At 68.1% G+C, this 21,067-nt stretch carries 15 protein-coding genes; 4 read left to right on the forward strand and 11 right to left on the reverse strand.

Features of this window, described 5'->3' with window-relative positions; all coding sequences use genetic code 11:
• The first annotated feature begins 184 nt into the window (after positions 1 to 184).
• A complete protein-coding gene (locus tag BCHO_RS03670; RefSeq protein ID WP_024541361.1) occupies positions 185 to 661 on the forward strand; it encodes a peroxiredoxin in 477 nt (158 codons plus the stop codon).
• A gap of 83 nt (positions 662 to 744) precedes the next feature.
• Here BCHO_RS03670 and BCHO_RS03675 read toward each other — a convergent pair whose 3' ends face one another.
• The 5 genes from BCHO_RS03675 to lepA all read right to left on the reverse strand — a co-directional run bounded on the left by BCHO_RS03675 (position 745) and on the right by lepA (position 10,875).
• On the reverse strand, positions 745 to 1,203 hold the full coding sequence (locus tag BCHO_RS03675; RefSeq protein ID WP_024541362.1) for a hypothetical protein: 459 nt from the start codon (positions 1,201 to 1,203) through the stop codon (positions 745 to 747).
• 210 nt (positions 1,204 to 1,413) lie between these two features.
• On the reverse strand, positions 1,414 to 2,949 hold the full coding sequence (locus tag BCHO_RS03680; RefSeq protein ID WP_024541363.1) for a glutamate synthase subunit beta: 1,536 nt from the start codon (positions 2,947 to 2,949) through the stop codon (positions 1,414 to 1,416).
• A 1-nt stretch (position 2,950) separates the two neighbouring features.
• Entirely contained in the window at positions 2,951 to 7,471 is a 4,521-nt protein-coding gene (gltB, locus tag BCHO_RS03685; protein WP_193345750.1) for a glutamate synthase large subunit, read from the reverse strand.
• Positions 7,472 to 7,771: 300 nt separating this feature from the next.
• Positions 7,772 to 8,950, reverse strand: coding sequence for a radical SAM family heme chaperone HemW (hemW, locus tag BCHO_RS03690; protein ID WP_024541365.1), 1,179 nt, complete (start codon positions 8,948 to 8,950; stop codon positions 7,772 to 7,774).
• An 11-nt stretch (positions 8,951 to 8,961) separates the two neighbouring features.
• Positions 8,962 to 10,875 carry a translation elongation factor 4 gene (gene lepA, locus BCHO_RS03695; protein WP_051354922.1) on the reverse strand — a complete coding sequence of 638 codons (1,914 nt, stop codon included), beginning with the start codon at positions 10,873 to 10,875 and terminating at the stop codon, positions 8,962 to 8,964.
• A gap of 115 nt (positions 10,876 to 10,990) precedes the next feature.
• Here lepA and rpsT point away from each other — a divergent pair, with 115 nt between their 5' ends.
• A complete protein-coding gene (rpsT, locus tag BCHO_RS03700) occupies positions 10,991 to 11,251 on the forward strand; it encodes a 30S ribosomal protein S20 (protein WP_024541367.1) in 261 nt (86 codons plus the stop codon).
• A 123-nt stretch (positions 11,252 to 11,374) separates the two neighbouring features.
• Here rpsT and BCHO_RS03705 read toward each other — a convergent pair whose 3' ends face one another.
• The 3 genes from BCHO_RS03705 to BCHO_RS03715 form a co-directional block, all read right to left on the reverse strand.
• On the reverse strand, positions 11,375 to 12,199 hold the full coding sequence (locus BCHO_RS03705) for a trimeric intracellular cation channel family protein (protein WP_024541368.1): 825 nt from the start codon (positions 12,197 to 12,199) through the stop codon (positions 11,375 to 11,377).
• A 201-nt stretch (positions 12,200 to 12,400) separates the two neighbouring features.
• Positions 12,401 to 13,528: a branched-chain amino acid aminotransferase gene (locus BCHO_RS03710; protein ID WP_024541369.1), complete on the reverse strand. Its 1,128-nt coding sequence runs from the start codon at positions 13,526 to 13,528 to the stop codon at positions 12,401 to 12,403.
• A gap of 227 nt (positions 13,529 to 13,755) precedes the next feature.
• A complete protein-coding gene (locus BCHO_RS03715) occupies positions 13,756 to 14,376 on the reverse strand; it encodes a 50S ribosomal protein L25/general stress protein Ctc (protein WP_024541370.1) in 621 nt (206 codons plus the stop codon).
• Between the two features lie 279 nt (positions 14,377 to 14,655).
• On the opposite strand from BCHO_RS03715, the gene BCHO_RS03720 reads away from it, so the two are divergent.
• Positions 14,656 to 15,726 carry an alpha/beta hydrolase gene (locus BCHO_RS03720; protein WP_081930113.1) on the forward strand — a complete coding sequence of 357 codons (1,071 nt, stop codon included), beginning with the start codon at positions 14,656 to 14,658 and terminating at the stop codon, positions 15,724 to 15,726.
• 126 nt (positions 15,727 to 15,852) lie between these two features.
• Here the strand turns inward: BCHO_RS03720 and BCHO_RS03725 are convergent, their stop codons facing one another.
• From BCHO_RS03725 to BCHO_RS03735, 3 genes are read right to left on the reverse strand one after another with little or no spacing between them, the layout of a single operon-like run.
• On the reverse strand, positions 15,853 to 17,268 hold the full coding sequence (locus BCHO_RS03725) for an NAD(P)(+) transhydrogenase (Re/Si-specific) subunit beta (RefSeq protein WP_024541372.1): 1,416 nt from the start codon (positions 17,266 to 17,268) through the stop codon (positions 15,853 to 15,855).
• Between the two features lie 14 nt (positions 17,269 to 17,282).
• A complete protein-coding gene (locus BCHO_RS03730; RefSeq protein WP_024541373.1) occupies positions 17,283 to 17,594 on the reverse strand; it encodes an NAD(P) transhydrogenase subunit alpha part 2 in 312 nt (103 codons plus the stop codon).
• Positions 17,595 to 17,607: 13 nt separating this feature from the next.
• The gene (locus tag BCHO_RS03735; RefSeq protein ID WP_024541374.1) at positions 17,608 to 18,753 is read right to left on the reverse strand and encodes an NAD(P) transhydrogenase subunit alpha; all 1,146 of its coding nucleotides are present in this window, start codon (positions 18,751 to 18,753) and stop codon (positions 17,608 to 17,610) included.
• Between the two features lie 250 nt (positions 18,754 to 19,003).
• Here BCHO_RS03735 and BCHO_RS03740 point away from each other — a divergent pair, with 250 nt between their 5' ends.
• On the forward strand, positions 19,004 to 21,055 hold the full coding sequence (locus BCHO_RS03740; protein ID WP_024541375.1) for an AMP-dependent synthetase/ligase: 2,052 nt from the start codon (positions 19,004 to 19,006) through the stop codon (positions 21,053 to 21,055).
• The last annotated feature ends 12 nt before the right edge of the window (positions 21,056 to 21,067 follow it).

Below are 21,067 nucleotides of genomic sequence, written 5' to 3' on the forward strand. Positions count from 1 at the left end.
TAGCACGACGCCGGCCGTCACACCGCGCCCGTCCCGGCATCCGGGAGCGCGGGGCGCGCCGGCGTCCGCCGCGGCGCATACCACCGGCGCCGCGGCGGCGCGGCTCCGGTTCGCTGACGACGGCAAAACTTCCCTCAACGCGTATTTCGCGCCCGCGCGCCCGTTTTGCACTACCGTTGGGGGCATGAGCGAAACAAACATGGTACGCCTGACCAAAGGCGATATGGCACCGAACTTCGAACTTGAATCCGACGAGTACAAGCACTACGCGCTCGCCGACTTCAAGCACCAGAACATCGTGCTCTACTTCTATCCGAAGGCCGGATCCTCGGTGTGCACGCTCGAGGCGAAGCAGTTCCAGGACAACCTCGAGCGCTTCGCCAAGGAGGGCTACACCGTCATCGGCGTCTCCCCCGACGACGTCAAGGAGCTGCAGGAGTTCCGCGAGCACAACGACCTGGGCTTCGTGCTGCTGTCCGATCCCGAGTACGTCGCGCACAAGCTGTACGGCGCCGCGAAGGAGCACGTCAAGGACGGCGAGAAGAGCTACGAGACCGTCCGCTCGACCTTCGTGATCGACGGCGACGGCAAGATTGTCTTCGCCGGCTACGACGTGGACGTCAACGGCCAGATCGACGAGCTGCTCGAGCAGATCAAGTAACGGCCCCATCCCCCATACGAGGAGGGCGGGCGGACCGCATCGCGGTCCGCCCGCCCTCCTTTGCGTCGTACGGCGAAGACCGGTCAGACGGCGGTGCCGTTCTGGTCGAGGTTCGGGTTGTTCTTCGGGTCGCCGGCCGTGAAGAACAGGCTCAGCACGCCCGCGGCGAAGCAGGCGGAGACGGTGATGATCGACCACAGCGGATGCTGCGGCAGCCACATGACGACGAAGAACATGATCGCTGAGACGACGATGACGACCCAGCTGGCCACGCGGAACCACTGGCGCACCGAATGCGGCGCGCGGATGACCTGCGGCGGGTCGAAGTCGTCCGGATCGGTGCCCATCGCGACCTCCTCGGCATGCTCGAGCTCGCTGCTCGTCGGCTTCCACGGGCCGGTCTTGCCCTCCTTGAGCCGGCGGGACTTCTCCTGCAGCTGGTATTCGTCGATCATGCCGGAACGCGCGCGACCCTTCGTCGCGTCGTACTGCTCCGGCACGCCCCGCTTCTTCTGCGCGCGGCGCTCCGCACGGTTTGCCATGGTTGCTCCTTTCGCAAAGCACGTTCGCACACGCCGGCACCGGCGTGTGCACCGTCCTCTACTGTACTGCACCCCGGGGCTCGGGGCGTCGGTTGCGCCCAGCGTCGCAACGCCGCCGGGCCGGCGGCATGCGGGGCAATGCGCGGCAGGGGTGGGTCCCCGTCATCCGGATGACGGGGACCCACCCCTGCCGCGTCATATGTCGGCGGATCAGCGCCGAGGCAGCGACATCGGCCGCTGCGAGGCGACGATCGGCGCCGGCAGTTCGGTCGGCTCGCCGGTCAGGTAGGCGTCGACGGCGGCCGCGCACGAGCGGCCCTCGGCGATCGCCCAGACGACGAGGCTCTGGCCGCGTCCGGCGTCGCCGCACGAGAACACGCCCTCCTGCGAGGTGTGGAAGGCGTCGTCGCGCGCCACGTTGCCGCGTGCGTCGAGGTCGCACGGCAGCTGTTCGCCCAACGTCGTCGTGTCGGGGTGCAGGAAGCCGACCGAGATGAGCACGAGGTCTGCCGGGATGATGCGTTCGGTGCCCGGCTGGCGCGTGAACGGGCCGTCCTCGCCCGGCGCGACGGACACGACCTTCAGCCCGGTGACGTGGCCCTGCTCGTCGGAGACGAAGCCCTCGGCGCGCGCCGCGTGCTCGTAGGTGATCTTCGTGCCGTCCTCCTCGCCGACGAAGCCGACCGAATCCGTGTTGTACACGTACTCGCCGCCCTCCTCCATCGACGACGTCTTCTGGTAGAGGCGCGCGAAGGTCGGCCACGGCTGGTTGTCGGGACGCGTCGACGGCTCCTTCGGCATGATCTGCAGGACCGTGACGTCCTTGGCGCCCTGGCGGATCGACGTGCCCAGGCAGTCGGAGCCGGTGTCGCCGCCGCCGATGATGACGACGTGCTTGTCCTTGGCCGTGATGCCGTGCACCGGCTCCTTGCCGTAGACGCGGCGCGTCGCATCCGGCAGGAAGTCCATCGCGAAGTGGATGCCGTCCATCTCGCGGCCCGGGATGTTCATGTCGCGCGGCACCGTCGAGCCGATCGCGACGACGACCGCGTCGTAGCGCGAGCGCAGGTCGTCCCATGTGATGTCGCGGCCGATCTCGGTGTTCGTGCGGAAGCGCGTGCCCTCGGCCTTCATCTGCTCGACGCGGCGGTCGAGGATGCGCTTGTCGAGCTTGAAGTTCGGGATGCCGTAGCGCATCAGGCCGCCGACCTCGTCGTCGCGTTCGTAGACGACGACGGTGTGGCCGGCGCGCGTCAGCTGCTGCGCGCAGGCGAGGCCGGCCGGGCCCGAGCCGACGACGGCGACGGTCTGTGTGCTCAGTCGCGCCGGCGGCAGCGGCTTGACGTAGTCGAGCTCCCAGGCCTGGTCGATGATCGTCACCTCGTCGTTCTTGATCATCGTCGGCGGCTGGTGGATGCCGAGCACGCAGGCCGACTCGCACAGCGCCGGGCAGATGCGTCCGGTGACCTCCGGGAAGTTGTTCGTCATCGACAGGCGGTTGTAGGCCTCCTCCCACTTGCCCTGACGCACGAGGTCGTTCCATTCGGGGATGAGGTTGCCCAGCGGGCAGCCGGACATGCAGAACGGCGTGCCGCAGTCCATGCAGCGGGCCGCCTGCTCCCGGGTCCAGTCCTGCAGCCCGTCCTCGGCATGCACGTCGAACCAGTCCCTGATGCGTTCTTCGACGGGGCGTTCGGCCAGTTCCCTGCGGGTACGGACCTTGAGGAATCCACGTGGATCTGCCATGTCAGCGCGCTCCTTCCATAACCTGCTCGTACGTCTGCTCCCAGACGCCGGGCTCATTGAAATCGATGTCCTCGGCCTTGGCCCGCTCCATCGCGCGGGTCATCGCGACGAACTGCCTGGGCACCATGTGCGTGAAGCGTGCGCGCGCATGCCCCCAGTCGTCGAGCAGGCCCTGCGCGAAGCGCGAGCCGGTGCGTGCGACGTGCCGTTCGACGAGGTCGCGCACATGCGCCGCCGTCTCGTCGTCGAGCTGCTCGAACAGCAGCGCGCCGGCGGCGGAGGCCGGATTGACCTTGCCCATGTCCAGGTCGAGGACGTAGACGTGGCCGCCGGAGAAGCCGGCGCCGAGGTTGCGGCCGGTGGGGCCGAGGATGACGACCTCGCCGCCGGTCATGTATTCGCAGCCGTGGTCGCCGACGCCCTCGACGACGAAGGTCGCGCCGCCGTTGCGCACGCCGAAGCGTTCGCCGGCGCGACCGGCGACGAACATCGTGCCGGAGGTCGCGCCGAAGCCCAGGACGTTGCCGGCGATGACGTTCTCGTGCGGGTCGTAGGTGACGTCCTTCGGCGCGGCGATCGCGATGCTGCCGCCCGACAGGCCCTTGCCGGCGTAGTCGTTGACCTCGCCGACGATGTGCAGCGTCTCGCCGCGCGGGATGAACGCGCCGATCGACTGGCCGCCGGTGCCTTCGAGCTCGAGCTCGATTGTATCGTCCGGCAGGCCCTCCTCGCCGTAGCGACGCGTGATCTCGTAGCCGAGCATCGTGCCGAGCGTGCGGTTGACGTTGCGGATGCCATGCTCGATCGTGACGTGCTCGCCGTGTTCGAGCGCCGGGCCTGCGAGGGCGATGAGCTCGTTGTCGAGCGCCTTGTCGAGTTCGTGGTTCTGCTCGATCGTCTTGTGCAGGATCGTGCCGGGGACCGGGCCGGGCTGCATGAGCACGTTGCCCAGGTCGATGCCCTCGGACTTCCAGCGCCTGATCGCCTCGTCCTGGTCGAGGCACTCGACGTGGCCGACGGCCTCCTCGAGCGTGCGGAAGCCGAGCTCGGCGAGCAGCTCGCGCACCTCCTCGGCGATGAACATCATGAAGTTGACGACGTGCTCCGGCTTGCCGGTGTAGCGTGCGCGCAGCTCCGGGTCCTGGGTCGCGATGCCCTGCGGGCAGGTGTTCTTCTGGCAGGCGCGCATCATGACGCAGCCCTCGACCATCAGCGCCGTCGTCGCGAAGCCGAACTCCTCGGCGCCCAGCAGCGCCGCCACGACAACGTCGCGTCCGGTCTTGAGCTCGCCGTCGCACTGCACGGTGATGCGCGAGCGCAGGCCGTTGAGCACGAGCGTCTGCTGCGTCTCGGACAGGCCTATCTCCCACGGCGTGCCGGCGTGGCGGATCGCGTTGAGCGGCGCCGCGCCGGTGCCGCCGTCGTAGCCGGAGATGAGCACGACGTCGGCGTGGCACTTGGCGACGCCGGCCGCGATCGTGCCGACGCCGAACTCGGAGACGAGCTTGACGTGGATGCGCGCCTTCGGGTTGGACATCTTCGCGTCGTTGATCAGCTGCTTGAGATCCTCGATCGAGTAGATGTCGTGGTGCGGCGGCGGCGAGATGAGCTCGACGCCCGGCGTCGCATGGCGCACCTTGGCGATCCACGGCGGCACCTTCGCGCCCGGCAGGTGGCCGCCCTCGCCCGGCTTGGCGCCCTGGGCGAGCTTGATCTGCAGGTCGGTGGCGTGCACGAGGTAGTCGCTCGTCACGCCGAAGCGCGCCGAGGCGATCTGCTTGATCTTGCTGCACAGCATCGGGTCGTTGAGGCGTTCGACCGATTCGCCGCCCTCGCCGGAGTTCGAGCGCGCGCCGATCGAGTTCATCGCGATCGCGAGCGTCTCGTGCGCCTCCTTCGAGATCGAGCCGTAGCTCATCGCGCCGGTCGAGAAGCGCTTGACGATCTCGCTCGCCGGCTCCACCTCGTCGAGCGGCACGGGCTTGCGCGTGTGGTTGAACTTCATCAGGCCGCGCAGCGTCATGATCCGGTTCGACGTGTCGTTGATGTGCGCCGAGTAGCGCTTGAACATCTCGTAGTCGCCGCGCTGCGTCGACTGCTGCAGCAGGAAGATGGCCTCCGGGTCGTTGAGGTGCTCCTCGCCGGTGCGGCGCCACTTGTATTCGCCGCCGGTGCGCAGCGTGCGGTGCGGCGTGGCCGTCCACTGGTTCGGGTAGGCGACGCGGTGGCGGATCGCCACCTCCTCGGCGAGGTCGTCGAGGCCGCAGCCGCCGACGCGCGAGACGGTGCCGGTGAAGTAGGCGTCGATGACCTCCTGGTTGAGGCCGACGGCCTCGAACAGCTGGGCTCCGCGGTAGCTCATGATCGTCGAGACGCCCATCTTGCTCATGATCTTGAGCACGCCGGTCGACAGCGCGTTCCTGAGGTTCGTCACGGCCGTGGCCTCGTCGACCTCGAGGAAACCGGTGCGCGCGAGCTCCTCGACCGATTCGAAGGCGAGGTACGGGTTGACGCAGGCGGCGCCGTAGGCGATGAGCAGCGCGACGTGGTGGATCTCGCGCACATCGCCGGCCTCGACGACCATCGAGACCTGCGTGCGCGTCTTGCGGCGCAGCAGATGGTGCTGCACGGCCGACGTGAGCAGCAGCGACGGGATCGGCGCCATCATGTGGTTCGAGTCGCGGTCGGACAGGATCAGGAAGTTGCTGCCCTCCTCGATCGCCCGGTCGACCTCGTCGAAGATCTCGTCGAGGCGGGCCCTGAGCGCCTCGCCGCCGCCGGTCACCTGGTACAGGCCCTTGATGACGGCCGGCTTGTAGTAGCCGTCGAGCTGGCGCGCGCGGTCGACGTTCTTGAGCTGCGCCATCTCGTCGGAGTCGATGACCGGCTGTTCGATGAGGATCTTCTTCGCGTGCGTCGCGCAGTCCTCGAGCAGGTTCGGCTCCGGGCCGATCGCCGATTCGATCGACGTGACGATCTTCTCACGCTCCCAGTCGAGCGGCGGGTTCGTGACCTGGGCGAACTTCTGCGTGAAGTAGTCGAAGAGCATGCGGCTGCGCCCCGAGAGCACCGACAGCGGGATGTCGTTGCCCATCGAGCCGAGAGGCTCCTTGCCGGTGTCCGCCATCGGCTTGAGCACCATCTTGAGCTCCTCCTGCGTGTAGCCGAAGGCGCGCTGGCGGCGGTGCACGGACTGGTCGGAGTAGCTGACGTGCTCGCGCTGCGGCAGCTGCGCCATGTTCACGGTGTTGCCCTCGACCCATGCGCGGTACGGGTGCTGCGAGGCGAGCTCGTGCTTGATCTCGTCGTCCTCGACGATGCGTCCGGCGGCCGTGTCGACGAGGAACATGCGGCCCGGTTCGAGGCGGCCCTTGCGCACGATGCGCGCGTCGTCGACCTGCGGCAGCACGCCGGCCTCGGAGGCGAGCACGACGTAGCCGTCGTCGGTGACCTGCCAGCGGCCGGGGCGGAATCCGTTGCGGTCGAGCAGCGCGCCGACCTGCACGCCGTCGGTGAACACGAGGTCGGCTGGGCCGTCCCACGGCTCAATGAGCGCGTTGTTGTACTCGTAGAAGGCGCGCACGTCGGGGTCGAGCTCCTCGTTCTTCTCCCATGCCGGCGGCACCATCATCAGGATCGCGTGCGGCAGCGAGCGACCGGCGAGGTTGAGCAGCTCGAGGACCTCGTCGAAGGTGCCCGAATCGGAGTAGCCGGGCGTCAGGATCGGCAGCAGGTCGTCCATGTCGCCGAGCAGTTCGGACTTCAGGCGCCCCTGGCGCGCCGAGAACCAGTTGCGGTTGCCCTGGATCGTGTTGATCTCGCCGTTGTGGGCGATCAGGCGGAACGGCTGCGCGAGCGGCCACGACGGGAACGTGTTCGTCGAGAAGCGCGAGTGGACGATCGCGATCGTCGTCTTCATGCGCTCGTCGGACAGGTCCGGGAAGAACGGCTTGAGCTGCATCGTCGTGAGCATGCCCTTGTAGGTGAGCGTGCGCGCGGACAGCGACGCGAAGTAGATGCCGACCTCGTGTTCGGCGCGCTTGCGCACATGGTAGACGCGCCGGTCGAGCTCGATGCCGGCGAGCTTGCGCTCCGGATCGGCGAGCACGAGCGTCTTGAACGACGGCATGCTCGCGAGCGCCTGCAGTCCCAGTCCGTTGGGGTCGGTCGGCACGACGCGCCAGGCGAGGACCTCGAGGCCCTCCTCGGCGGCGATCCGCGCGATCGCCTGCTCCTGGCGGCCGCAGGTGGCGATGTCGCGGTCGAGGAAGGCGATGCCAGCCGCGTAGCGGCCCGCCTCGGGCAGTTCGGCGTCGACCGTCGCGCGCATGAACTCGTCGGGCATCGCCATCAGGATGCCGGCGCCGTCGCCGGTGTTCTCCTCGGCGCCGACGGCGCCGCGGTGGTTGAGGTTGACGAGCACCTCGATGGCGTCGTCGACGATCCTGCGTTCGGGACGGCCGTTGAGGGTGGTGACCATGCCCACGCCGCAGGCGTCATGCTCGCTGCCGGGGTCGTACATGCCTTCCGGACGACGGATCGTCAAATCAAGCGGGGTTCCAAACGTCACCGCAATCACCTCTCTAGTCACAGGGGACGACCATCCCCTATCGCACAGTTGTCAGCACAGATTACCGGTGCGCCGCGGGCGTGGGCGGTCGCGCGACCACATCGCGGAGCAGGCGCGTCCACCCATCGGAACCGTGCGCGCCATGGCGGGCACGGTGGGCAATCCAGCCTTTCGCATTCTATTGGGCGCAATATTTCGGAAGTATGACGAGCGCAGCGGCCGCGGCGGAAAAAATCACATAGTGAGACGCCGTCACAGCAGCGCGTCGAACAGCCGCTCGATGACGGCGTCGTTGAGCAGGCGGCCTCGTCGCGTCGCGACGAGGCGTACGCCGTCGGGGCGCTCGACGAGCCCTTCGTGCACGAGCTCGTCGGCGACGGCGGAGGCGTCGCGGCCGCTGATGCGTTCGATCTCGTCGAGGTCGAGCCCCTCGCGCAGGCGCATGCCGAGCATGACGCGCTCCTCGACGTCCTCGTCGGAGTCGATCCGCTCGCTGTCGGCCCACGGCACGTCGCCGAGCATGACGCGCTGCGCCCATGCGCGCGGATGGAGGATGTCCCATGCGCGCAGCGAGCGCGCGCCGCCGTCGGGCAACGTGTAGTGGCTGTGCGCGCCGGGGCCGACGCCCGCCCAGTCGACGTTCCTCCAGTAGCCGAGGTTGTGGCGGCTCTCGTGGCCGGGACGCGCCCAGTTCGAGATCTCGTACCACCGCAGTCCGGCGGCCGTGCACATGTCGTCGACGATCTCGTATTTGGCGGCCTCGTCGTCGTCGTCCGGCGCCGCGAGCTCGCCGGCGGCGATGCGCCGCCCCATCTTCGTGTGCGGCTCGACGGTCAGCGCATAGGCGGACAGGTGGTCGACGCCCAGCGCGAGCGCGGCCTCGACGCTCGTGCGCCAGTCGTCGAGGCTTTCGCCGGGCGCGCCGTAGATGAGGTCGACGCTCACCTCGAGGCCGGCCTCGCGTGCGGCGCGCACGCCGTCGGCGACGTTGCGCGGCGTGTGCGTGCGGTCGAGCGTGCGCAGCACGTGCGGCACCGCCGACTGCATGCCGAAGGAGATGCGCGTGAAGCCACCGTCGGCGAGCGCGCCGATCGCGGCGGCGTCGACGGTGTCCGGGTTCGCCTCGGTCGTGGTCTCGGCGTCGTCGGCGATGCCCCACAGCTCGCCGATCGCGTCGAGGACGGCGATCAGGTCGCGCGGCGGCAGCACGGTCGGCGTGCCGCCGCCGAAGAAGACGCTCGAGGCGGCCGGCTCGTCGATGCCGTGCTCGAGCTGCCAGCGGCGCAGCAGGCGCAGCTCGGCGATCGCCGTCGACGCGTAGTCGCGCCGCGAGGCGCCCGGACCCATGTCGGGCGCCGTGTAGGTGTTGAAATCGCAGTAGCCGCAGCGGCGCAGGCAGAACGGCACATGCACGTAGACTTCGTAGGTCATCGGCGTGGCGTTCAACCTTCGGTCTTCTGGGCGGCGCGGATCTTGTCCTTCGTGTCGCGGTCGTTGCCGGTCTCGCCGGTCGCGAGCGCGGCGACAAAGGCCTCCTGCGGCACCTCGACGTGGCCGAGCATCTTCATGCGCTTCTTGCCGGCCTTCTGCTTCTCGAGGAGCTTGCGCTTGCGGGTGATGTCGCCGCCGTAGCACTTGGCGAGCACGTCCTTGCGCAGCGCGCGGATCGTCTCGCGCGCGATGATGCGCGAGCCGATCGCGGCCTGGATCGGGATCTCGAACTGCTGGCGCGGGATGAGCTCGCGCAGCTTCTTCGTCATCATGACGCCGTAGCCGTACGCCTTGTCGCGGTGCACGATCGCCGAGAACGCGTCCACCTTCTCGCCCTGGATGAGGATGTCGACCTTGACGAGGTCGGCCGCCTGCTCGCCGTCCTCGTGGTAGTCGAGCGACGCGTAGCCCTTCGTGCGGCTCTTGAGCTGGTCGAAGAAGTCGAAGACGATCTCGGCGAGCGGGATGCGGTAGTGCATCTCGACGCGGTCGGCGGAGATGTACTCCATCGTGCCCATGACACCACGGTGGTCCTGGCACAGCTCCATGACGGCGCCGATGAACTCCTTGGGAGTGATGATGTCGGCGGCCACGACCGGCTCGACGATCTTCTTGATCTTGCCCTCGGGGAACTCACTCGGGTTGGTGACGCGGTGCACGGTGCCGTCCTCGCCCGTCACCTCGTACGGCACGTTCGGCGCCGTCGAGATCAGGTCGAGGCCGAATTCGCGGCTGAGTCGCTCGGAGACGATCTCCATGTGCAGCAGGCCGAGGAAGCCGCAGCGGAAGCCGAAGCCGAGCGCGACCGAGGTCTCCGGCTCGTAGACGAGCGCGGCGTCGTTGAGCTTGAGCTTGTCGAGCGCCTCGCGCAGCTCCGGGAACTGCGCGTTGTCGATCGGGAACAGGCCCGCGTACACCATCGGCTGCGGGTCGCGGTAGCCGGGCAGCGCCTCGGCGGCCGGATGCGCGGCCGACGTGATCGTGTCGCCGACCTTCGACTGGCTGACGTCCTTCGCGCCGGTGATGACGTAGCCGACCTCGCCGGCGCCGAGCGCGCGCGTCGGCATCATGTCGGGGCTGATGACGCCGATCTCGATCGGGTCGTAGGTCGTGCCCACGCCCATCATGTGCAGCTTCTCGCGCGAGCGCAGCTCGCCGTCGACCATGCGGATGTAGGTGACGATGCCGCGGTAGGAGTCGTAGACGGAGTCGAAGATCAGCGCGCGGGCGTCGCCGTCCGGGTCGCCCGACGGCGCCGGCACATCGACGACGATGCGGTCGAGCAGCTCGGCCACGCCCTCGCCGGTCTTGCCCGACACGCGCAGCACGTCGGAGGGGTCGCAGCCGATGAGGCCGGCGATCTCCTCGGCGTGCTTGTCCGGCTCGGCGCTCGGCAGGTCGATCTTGTTGAGCACCGGGATGATCGTCAGGTCGTGGTCGATCGCCATGTACAGGTTGGACAGCGTCTGCGCCTCGATGCCCTGCGTGGCGTCGACGAGCAGGACGGCGCCCTCGCATGCGGCGAGCGCGCGGGAGACCTCGTAGGTGAAGTCGACGTGGCCCGGGGTGTCGATCATGCCGAGCGTGTACTCCTGGCCGTCGTAGGTCCACGGCACGCGCACGGCCTGGGACTTGATCGTGATGCCGCGTTCCTGCTCGATGTCCATGCGGTCGAGGAAGCGGTCGCGCATCTCGCGCTCGGGGACGATGCCGCTGAGCTGAAGGATGCGGTCCGCGACCGTCGACTTGCCGTGGTCGATGTGCGCGATGATGCAGAAATTGCGGATCGCCGACTGATCGGTGAAACCGGGCTGATTGTGATGCTGGCTCAAGCCGCCCTCCTGTTGTACGATATCCGCGACCATTCTAGCGGCAGCGCACGGCAAACGGCCCCGCGCGCCGCATGCGACTTTATCCGCGGTGCATGGTATGCTTCACATCCGTATGTCCTTATAGAAACCGTTGTTTGGAGAATACATAGTGGCAAACATCAAGTCGCAGAAGAAGCGCGTCCTCACCAACGAGAAGGCGCACAAGCGCAACGTCGCGGTCAAGTCCGCGATCAAGACCGCAATCCGTCACACGCGCGAGGCCATCGCCTCCGGTGACAAGGCCGCCGCCGAGGCCGCCTTCCAGATCGCCGGCCGCAAGCTCGACCAGGCGGCCAGCAAGGGCGTCATCCACAAGAACCAGGCCGCGAACCGCAAGTCCGGTCTGGCGCTGAAGATCAACGCGATGTGATCTGATTCACGCTTGGCGAGAGGGCCCGGATGGTTGTCCATCCGGGCCCTCTCGTCGTTGCCGGGCCGCCGTCCGGCCTTGTTCCGCATCCGCGTCCATTCCTTCCACCGACGTCGCCCGCGCTCAGCGGCCGCCGTGCTGGGGCCGCCCGTGCGCCGCGACGGCGTCGCCGCCATGCGCGTCGCGCGGCACGTTCCCGTCGTTCCCGTCGTTTCCATCGCCGTGCCGCTCCGGCCGGTCAGCGGTGCGGTGGTGGACGCGCCGTTCGAGCAGGACGCGCGGCAGATGCGCCTTCGCGCGCGGCACGGCGCGGGGCAGCTGCCAGTCGAAGCGCACCGAGCCGAGGCGCAGCAGCACGACGAGGACGACGATCGCCACGTCGAGCGCCATCTCGGCGCGCTCGGAGATCATGCCGCGCGCATGCCAGCGCCACACCGGCACCGTGAGCATCGAGCCGATGACGGCGGGCACGATGTACCAGTGGCGGTCGCGGATGACCATCGGCACCTCGTTGAGCAGGATGTCGCGGATCATGCCGCCGCCCATCGCCGTGAAGGTGCCGAGGAACACGGCGGTCATGCCGCTCGTGTTGTACAGCAGTCCCTTGCTCGTGCCGTTGACGGCGAACAGGCCGAGCGCGAGCGCGTCGATCGTGAACATCGACCATCTGAGCCGGTCGACCTCCGGATGGATGATCGCGACCGTGCATCCGGCGAGCAGCGCCGTGAGCACCGAGACGCGGTCGGAGATGCCGACCGGCGGCACGGCGCCGAGCAGCACGTCGCGGATGATGCCGCCGCCGAGCGCCGTCAGCCATGCGGTGATGATGATCGTGAAGACATCGTAGCCCTTGCGGATCGCGGCGAGGCCCCCGGCCATGCCGCAGCAGAAGATGGCGAGGTACTCCACGCCGCGGAAGAACGGCGAACTCTGCAGCGCAACCTCCATCGCTTCTCCTTTCCTCCCGGCCGCGCATCGGGGCACGGGACTCCTCCATTGTACGGTCCGGCCACCCGTGCGGGGACGGCGGCGCCGACGCTACGCGCTCGGCGTCATCGGCCGGCGCTCTCCCCTTTCTCTTTTTCCCTCATGCGAAACGGGCGGGCATCGTGATGATGCCCGCCCGTCACTACGATTCGGCGTGGATGCTCAGCACACCTTCCACATCCAGTTGTGCGGATCCTCGATCTCGCCGAGCTGGATGCCGAGCAGCTGGTTGCGGATCGCCATCGTCAGCTCGCCCGGCTGGCCGTCGCCGACGGTGACGTCGAACTTCTCGGACTTGAAGCGGCCGATCGGCGTGACGATCGCGGCGGTGCCGCAGGCGAAGACCTCGGTGACCTCGCCGGAGCGGATCTCGTCGAGCAGCTGCTCGAGCACGATCATCGTCTCGACGACGTCATGGCCGTCGTCCTCGAGCAGCTGGATGATCGAACGGCGCGTGACGCCCGGCAGGATGTTGCCGGTCAGGCTCGGCGTCTCGACGTGGCCGTCCTTGTGCACGACCATCATGTTCATGCCGCCGAGCTCCTCGAGATAGGTCTTCGTGGCGGCGTCGACGAAGCACACCTGCTCGCAGCCCTCGGCGATGCCGCGGTACTCGCCGAGCAGCGAGGCGGCGTAGTTGCCGCCACACTTGGCGAAGCCGGTGCCGCCGGGGCCGGTGCGGAACCACTTGTCCTCGACCCAGATGCTCACCGGCTTGACGCCGCCGGCGAAGTACGGGCCGGACGGCGACGCGATGACGCAGTACTCGACCTCCTCGGGGGCGCGCACGCCGAGGAAGGCCTCGGACGCGAAGATGAACGGACGCAGGTACAGCGTGTACTCGCGGCGCGCCGGGACCCACTTGACGTCCTTCTCGACGAGCGCGGCGCACGAGCCGAGGAAGTCCTCGACCGAGACCTCGGGCAGGTACAGGCGCTTGGCCGAGTTCTGCATACGCTCGGCGTTCGCGTCGGGGCGGAACAGCCATGTGGAGCCGTCGGCGTGGCGGTACGCCTTGAGGCCTTCGAAGACCTCCTGCGCGTAGTGCAGCACCGAGGCGCCCGGGTCGAGCTTGATCGGCGCGTACGGCTCGATGCGGCGGTCGGACCAGCCCTCGCCCTTCGTCCACGTCATGTGGGCCATGCTGTCCGAGAAGACCTGGCCGAAGGCCGGCTTGTCGATGAGCTCCTCGCGCTTGGCGTCCGAGGCCGGGCTCGGGTTCGGCAGGACGGTGAACCGCTCGGCGAGGGAGTCGATGTACGCTGGATCGTGATGGGATTCATTGGTCATGGTGATGCTTCTTCGGGTGTGTCGTGAAAAATCGAAATCGTAGTGGTTGTCCAAGTGCGCTTTTGGCGCCGACATGCTTCACTCTTGCACAACCCCATGTCCAACGCGTTTCGCGCGTTCACATACTGGCCATCGGCGCCGGATGCGGCGACGCCCGCCCCGAAAGGATCGGGGCGGGCGTCGCGAAGCGTGTCCCCGCGCCGGCGTCGCGGCGCGGGCGGCGGGAATCAGGCCTCCGGGTTCGACCCGTCGATGGCCGGGACGTTCTCCTCCTGCTCCTCGGTGACCTCCGGCAGCGGCGCGTCCTGCGGCACCTCGACGGTGACGACGGACTCGTCGAGGTCCTCCATGTCGAGCTCGACGCCCTCGGGCAGCTCGAGGTCCTTGAGGAAGACCTTGTCGCCGTCCTCCAGACCGTCGACGGTCACGACGATGCGCTCCGGCAGGTTGCTGACGTCGGCGCGGACCTTGAGCTCCTGGATGTCGACGAACGCGATGGCGGCACCCTTCGGCGTGCCCTCGACGAAGACCGGCACCTCGACGTCGATCTTCTCGCCGGCCTTGACCTCGTAGAAATCGATGTGCTCGACGATGCGCTTGACCGGGTTGCGCTGGACGTCCTTGACGACCGCGAGCTTGCTGTCCTCGCCGTACTTGACGGTGATCAGCGCGTTCGTGTGGCGCAGCGCGAGCGTCGTCTCCTTCATCGGGAGCTTGACGTAGACCGGCTGGTCGCCGCCGGCGTAGATCGTCGCCGGGATCTGGCGGGCGGCGCGCATGCGGCGGGACGGGCCCTTGCCGAACTCGGTGCGCGGTTCGCCTTCGAGGACGATGGTGGTGTTTGCCATGATCTTGTTCTCCTTATATGCTCCGTCTTCGGCGCATCAACGAGCCGAAGACGCGCATCGGGGAGCGTCTTCGTGCCGAGTCGATAACGGAAGGCTCATATGCCTTCCCTCGCCAAAGCAACGTTTCGAGGTTAGGCGCCGGCGTGGACAACCCATGCGGCGTTCCCCCTGCGCATGGATGAGGCCGCCGGCACCCACCGTCCCGCTGCCGCCCATGTACAATGTGCTGCAGTCAGTCGGATATGTCGCATCGTCCGAGGAATCGAGGAAACGCCGGTCATGTCATCGTCATCGCCGTCAGTGCCGTCATCGTCTTCATCTTCATCTTCATCTTCATCATCGCCATCATCGCCGTCGTCGCCGTCGCGCGCCGGGCGCATCGCCGCCGGCGTCGCGTCCGCCTGCGCGCTCGCCGCGGCGGCGGGCGTCGTCGGCGCGGGCGTCGGGCTGCTGCGCGCCGCGCTCGACGCCGACTGCCCGCAGTCGATCTTCGCAAGGCGCCGCCTGAACCATTTCGACGACCACGACGACGCGAACGTGCCCGTGTCCGAGCAGACCCGCCGCTGGTTCGAGGACACGCACCAGAGCGTCGTCATCCGCAGCTACGACCGGCTGCGGCTGCACGGCTGGCGCTTCGACCCGGACACGGCCCGGCCGATGCCCCACTGCTACGCGATCTGCGTGCACGGCTACACCGGCGGCCCCGGGGAGATGGCGCCGTGGGCGCAGCACTACGCGACGATGGGCTTCACGGTGTTCACGCCGGCGATGCGCGCGCACGAGCGCAGCGCCGGGCGCTACGTGACGATGGGCGCGCTCGAACGCAGGGACCTCAAGCAGTGGGTCAACCTCATCGTCTCGCGCGACCCGCAGGCGCGCATCCTGCTGCACGGCAACTCGATGGGCGCCGCGAGCGTGCTGCTCGCCGGCGCGACCCCTGCCACGCGCCGAACATCAGGGCCATCGTCTCCGACAGCGCCTTCGTCTGCGCCACGGCGCAGCTCACGCACAGCATGGCCGACGCGCTGCATGTGCCGCGCGCGCTCCAGGCCCGCGGTCGGCGTCGCGAACCTGCTGCTCGGACGCCTCGCCGACGCCTCGCTCGCCGACGCCGACGTGCTCGGCGCCGTGCGGCGCCTGACGATCCCGACGCTGTTCGTCCAGGGCGACGCCGACGCGATCGTCGACCCGTCGAGCGCGCGCCGGCTCTACGAAGCGTGCGCGAGCAACGACTGCGAGCTGCTCGTCGTCCCGGGCGCCGGCCACGTCGCCTCGCTCGCGACCGACCCGCGGCTGTACTGGTCGACGGTCGACGGCTTCCTGCGGCGCATTCCCGCCTTCGCCGCCTGAGCGCGGCGCGGGATGCGCCGCAAGCGCATATGGATCGCATATATAACAAACATACGGAGGCATGCAAAAAGGAGGCCGGCCCCATCGGGGCCGGCCTCCTTCGCCGTACGGACCGGATCGCTCCAATCAGGCGAGCAGCTCCTTGACGGCTGCGATGACGGCCTGCAGGCTCGCCTTCGCGTCGCCGAAGAGCATCTGCGTGTTGTCCTCGAAGTACAGCTCGTTCTCGATGCCGGCGTAGCCCTTGCCGCGGCCGCGCTTCATGACGACGACGTTCTGCGACTTGTCGACGTCGAGGATCGGCATGCCGGAGACCGGCGTGCCCGGCTTGCGGGCGGCCGGGTTCGTCACGTCGTTCGCGCCGACGACGAGCGAGACGTTCGCGCTCGGGAACTGCGGGTTGATGTCGTCGAGGTCGACGAGCTCCTCGTACGGGACGTTCGCCTCGGCGAGCAGCACGTTCATGTGGCCGGGCATGCGGCCCGCGACCGGGTGGATCGCGTACTCGACCTCGACGCCGTGCTCCTTGAGCAGTTCGCCGAGGTCGGCGAGCTCGCGCTGCGCCTGCGCCTGGGCCAGACCGAAGCCGGGGACGAAGATGACCTTGTCCGCGTAGACGAGCTGGACGGCCAGATCGTCGGGCGAGGTCTCCTTCATCGTACCCTCCGGGCCCTCGGCGTCGCCGCCGGCGGCGTTCGAACCGCCGAAGCCGCCCGCGAGGACGGACATGAGCGGACGGTTCATCGCCTTGGACATGAGCACCGACAGCGTCACGCCGGCCGCGCCGACGAGGGCGCCGGCCACGATGAGCGCGACGTTGTCGATCGCCAGGCCGGACATCGCGACGGCGGTGCCGGTGCAGGCGTTGAGCACCGAGATGACGACCGGCATGTCGGCGCCGCCGATCGGGATGACGAACACGAGGCCGTAGCACAGCGCGAACACCGTCGTCAGGATCGACCACAGCACGCGGTGCTCGGGCTGCACGCACAGCATGACGAGCGCGGCGATCGTCAGCACGATGAACAGGATGTTCCACACGCTCTTGCCAGGCAGGCGCAGCTTCCTGACCCACTTGATGCCCTGCAGCTTGCCGGCCGCGACGAGCGAGCCGGTGAAGGTGACCGAGCCGATCATGACGCCGAGGCCCGCGGTGATGAGCACGACGAGGCTCGGGCTGCCGTCGCCGGCGAGGATGTCGTTGAGCGCGACGAGCGCGGCCGCGCCGCCGCCGACGGTGTTGAACACCGAGACGAGCTGCGGCATGTCGGTCATCTTGACCTTCTTCGCCGAGACGACGCCGGCGACGGCGCCGATCACGATGCCGGCGACGAGCACGACGAGCGCGGTCGTCGTGAAGACGCCGTCGACGAAGAGCTTGACGAAGGCCATCACGACGGCGATGACCATGCCGACCGCGGAGACGATGTTGCCCTTGCGGGCCGTCTTCGGCGAGTTCATGAAGTGCAGGCCCAGCACGAACAGGACCGCCGCGAGCACGTAGACGCACCATGCGACGACGTCGATCGTCGATGCGGGCACCCAATTGTCGTAGATCACTTGCTGCTCTCCTTCTTCTTCGCGTCGGACTTGTCGGACTTGAACATCTCAAGCATGCGATCGGTGACCACGTAGCCGCCGACGACGTTCATCGTGCCGAGAACGGCCGCCAGGAAGATGAACACGTAGGACAGCGTGCTCGTGGCGTGCGCGGCGACGATGACGACGCCGACGATGACGATGCCGTGGATCGAGTTGGCGCCGGACATCAGCGGCGTGTGCAGCGTCGCCGGCACCTTGCCGATGACCTCGATGCCGATGAGCAGCGCGAGGACGAACAGCGTGAGCGCGATCACGAGATTCGGCATGATGACCTGCATGTCATTCTCCCTTCGTTCCGGCCGCCGGCTTGTTGCCGGCGACGATCATGGCCTGGTCGATCTCGTCGGACGGATCGACCGCGAGCGCGCCGTCCTTGATGAAATGCACGAGGATGTCGGCGACGTTGCGGCTCAGCAGGTTCGACGCGGTCGTGCTGACCTCGCTCGCCAGATACGGCGCGCCGATGATCGTCACGCCGCCCTTGGTCGTGTGCGTGCCGATCGCGGAGCCCTCGACGTTGCCGCCGAGCTCGCTCGCCGCGCAGTCGACGACGACGGCGCCGCGGTGCAGGCCTTCGACGCCGCGCGCGGTCAGCAGGACCGGGGGCTTGCGTCCCGGGACCTTCGCCGTCGTGATGATGATGTCGAAGCCGGCGGCCTTCTCGTCGACGGCCGCCTGCTGCTGCGCCTGCTCCTCGGGGGTCAGCGCGCGCGCGTAGCCGCCCTCGCCCTGGCCCTGCGAGAAGTCGAGGCCGAGCTCGAGGAACTTCGCGCCGAGCGATTCGACCTCGCCGCGCGAGGCCGGGCGCACGTCGTATGCGGTGACGACGGCGCCGAGGCGCTTCGCCGTGCCGATCGCCTGCAGGCCGGCGATGCCGGCGCCGAGGATGAGGACCTTCGCCGGGCGGATCGTGCCGGCCGCAGTCGTCATCATCGGCAGGAAGGAGCCATAGGCGTTCGCCGCGACGAGGGCGGCCTTGTAGCCCATGACGGAGTTCTGCGACGTCATCTCGTCCATCGACTGCGCGGCGCTCAGCTGGCGCGGCAGGCGTTCGATCGCGACGGCGGTGACGCCGTGCTTGTCGAGCGCCTCGATGTAGTCGGCGTCGGTGAACGATCCGAGCATGCCGATGACCCAGGTGCCCGGCTTGATGCGGGCGACGAGCTGGTCATCCGGCCGCTCGACGAAGCCGAGGGCGTCCGCGCGTGCGAGGATCCGGTCGGCGTCGACGACCTGCGCGCCGGCCTTCGTGTAGTCCTCGTCCGTGTAGTCGGAAGCCTCGCCGGCCCCTGATTCGATCAGGCATGCGACGCCTGATTTGCGCAACCGCGTGACGATGTCCGGCGTCAGCGCGACGCGGGACTCGTGCTCCGACGTCTCGTTGAAGACGCCGAAGGTCACGGTTCCTTCTGGTTGTTCGGCCATGTGAACCCTTTCTATGCATCCCGCCCGTTGCGGGATGGTGAACATACAGCGTTCCAGTGTAACCAATACGGCCGCCGTCGTTCCCATGCGTCCATCTTTCGGCCGGGCGGAGCGTTTTTCGCCCATCGCGCAGCCGCCCGCGCGGCGGCGCGCGGCCCGGCCGAGGCTACGCAAGCGTAGGGTGACGTGTTCCCGCGAAACGGCTACACTGCAAGGGAATAGTGTATTTCTGCGGGTAAGGAGCAAATCCATGTCCATCTTCAAGTCCGTGAAGGACCGCGCGTCCGTCCTCACGCAGCGGGCGCTGCATCTGGGAGGCGACTTCTCGCACCCGATCAGCGATGACGGCGACACGCCCGACTACGTCGACCCCGAGACCCAGCTGCAGCACCACGACTACGAGAACCTCCCGCACGTCGACTTCTGGGGCCCCGACCGCCCGACGACGACCTTCATCGACGCCGACTCCGGATTCATCACGGCGAGCACCGAGGGCAACGGCTCGCTGCCGGACAACTTCAACGTCTACCGCATCTACGAGGACCGCGCCTCGCGCATGGGCGACGAACCGCTGTACACCTTCAAGGTCGGCGGCGAATGGATGTCGAAGACGGCGAACGAGACGCTCGCCGACATCCGCGCCGTCGCCAAGGGCCTGATCCACATGGGCTTCAGGAAGGGCGACGGCTGCGCGTTCATGTGCCACACATCCTACGACTGGGACGTCTTCGACGCCGCGCTGCTCGCCGTCGGCGGCGTGCTCGCGACTGTCTACGACACCGACTCGGCCGAGCAGATCCGCAACATCGTCGACAACTCCGACGCCACGCTCCTCGTCGTCGAGACGAAGGACATGCTCAAGAAGACCGAGCTCGCCAAGCGCGACTGCCCGACGCTCAAGACCGTCATGTGCCTCGAGAACGGCGCGATCGACGAGCTCAAGGTCTACGGCAGACAGGTGAGCGACCGCCAGCTCGACGAGCGCATCGCCTCGGTCGGCCTGCACGACCTGTGCTCGATCGTCTACACGTCGGGCTCCACGTCGGCGCCCAAGGGCGTCGAGATGACCCACGCGCACTACTGCGCGACGGCCACGAACCTGCCCGACTACATGCCCGACCTGCTGCACGACAAGAAGAACCGCGTGCTGCTGTTCCTGCCGCAGGCGCACTCCTTCGCGCGCGCGATCAACTACATCTGCGTGGCGAGCAACATCCACATCTACATCGCCAACGGCATCAAGACGCTCACCGGCGACCTCAAGGTCGCGCGCCCGCACATCATGATCGTCGTGCCGCGCGTGCTCGAGAAGGTGTACAACGCGGCGTCGCAGAAGGCCGGCAACGGCCCCAAGGGCCGCGTCTTCGCCGCCTCGGTCGTCGCGGCGCAGAAGTACATGCAGGAGCTCAGCGAGCGCGGCCAGGCGAGCCGCTTCGCCACGATGCGCCGCAACGCCTTCGACCCGCTCGTCTACGCGCAGATCCGCGACGTGCTCGGCGGATGCGCGCGCTGGATCGTCACCGGAGGCGCGCCGCTCGACCCCGAGCTCATGGCCTTCTTCCGCGGCGCCGGCGTGCCGGTCTACGAGGGCTACGGCCTGACCGAGACGACCGCGCCGTGCGCGTTCAACCCGATCGGCGTGCCCTACCATCAGGGTTCGGTCGGCATCCCGTTCCCGGGCTTCGAGCTGCGCATCGGCGACGGCAACGAGATCCAGGTCAAGGGCACCGCCGTCTTCCCGCGCTACCACAAGAACGAGGAGCAGACCGAGGCCTCGTTCACCGACGACGGCTGGTACGCGACCGGCGATCTGGGACGGCTCGACGACGACGGCTTCCTGTACATCATCGGCCGCAAGAAGGACCTCATCATCACGGCCGGCGGCAAGAACGTCTCCCCCGGCCCGATGGAGGAGGTCATCCAGCGCTGCCCGCTCGTCTCGCAGGCGCTCGTGCTCGGCGACAAGCGTCCGTTCATCTCGGCGCTCATCACGCTCGACCCCGACGCACTGCGCGCGTGGCTGGCGAAGAAGGGCCTCGACGCGGACATGACGATGGAGGACGCGGCGGTTAACCCGGTCGTGCGCGCCGAGGTGCAGAAGTGGGTCGACCAGGCCAACGAGGGCGTCTCGCGCGCCGAGTCGGTGCGCAAGTTCATCATCCTGCCCGAGGAGTTCTCGCAGAAGAACGGCCTGATGACCGCGTCGATGAAGATCATCCGCCCGAAGGTCATCAAACGCTACACCGAGCTGCTCAACACGCAGATGTACACGAAGCGCAACCCGGCCGAGAAGATGCAGTGACGGCCATGTCGG

It is taken from the genome of Bifidobacterium choerinum, assembly GCF_000741135.1.
GTDB classification, from domain to species: Bacteria; Actinomycetota; Actinomycetes; order Actinomycetales; family Bifidobacteriaceae; genus Bifidobacterium; species Bifidobacterium choerinum.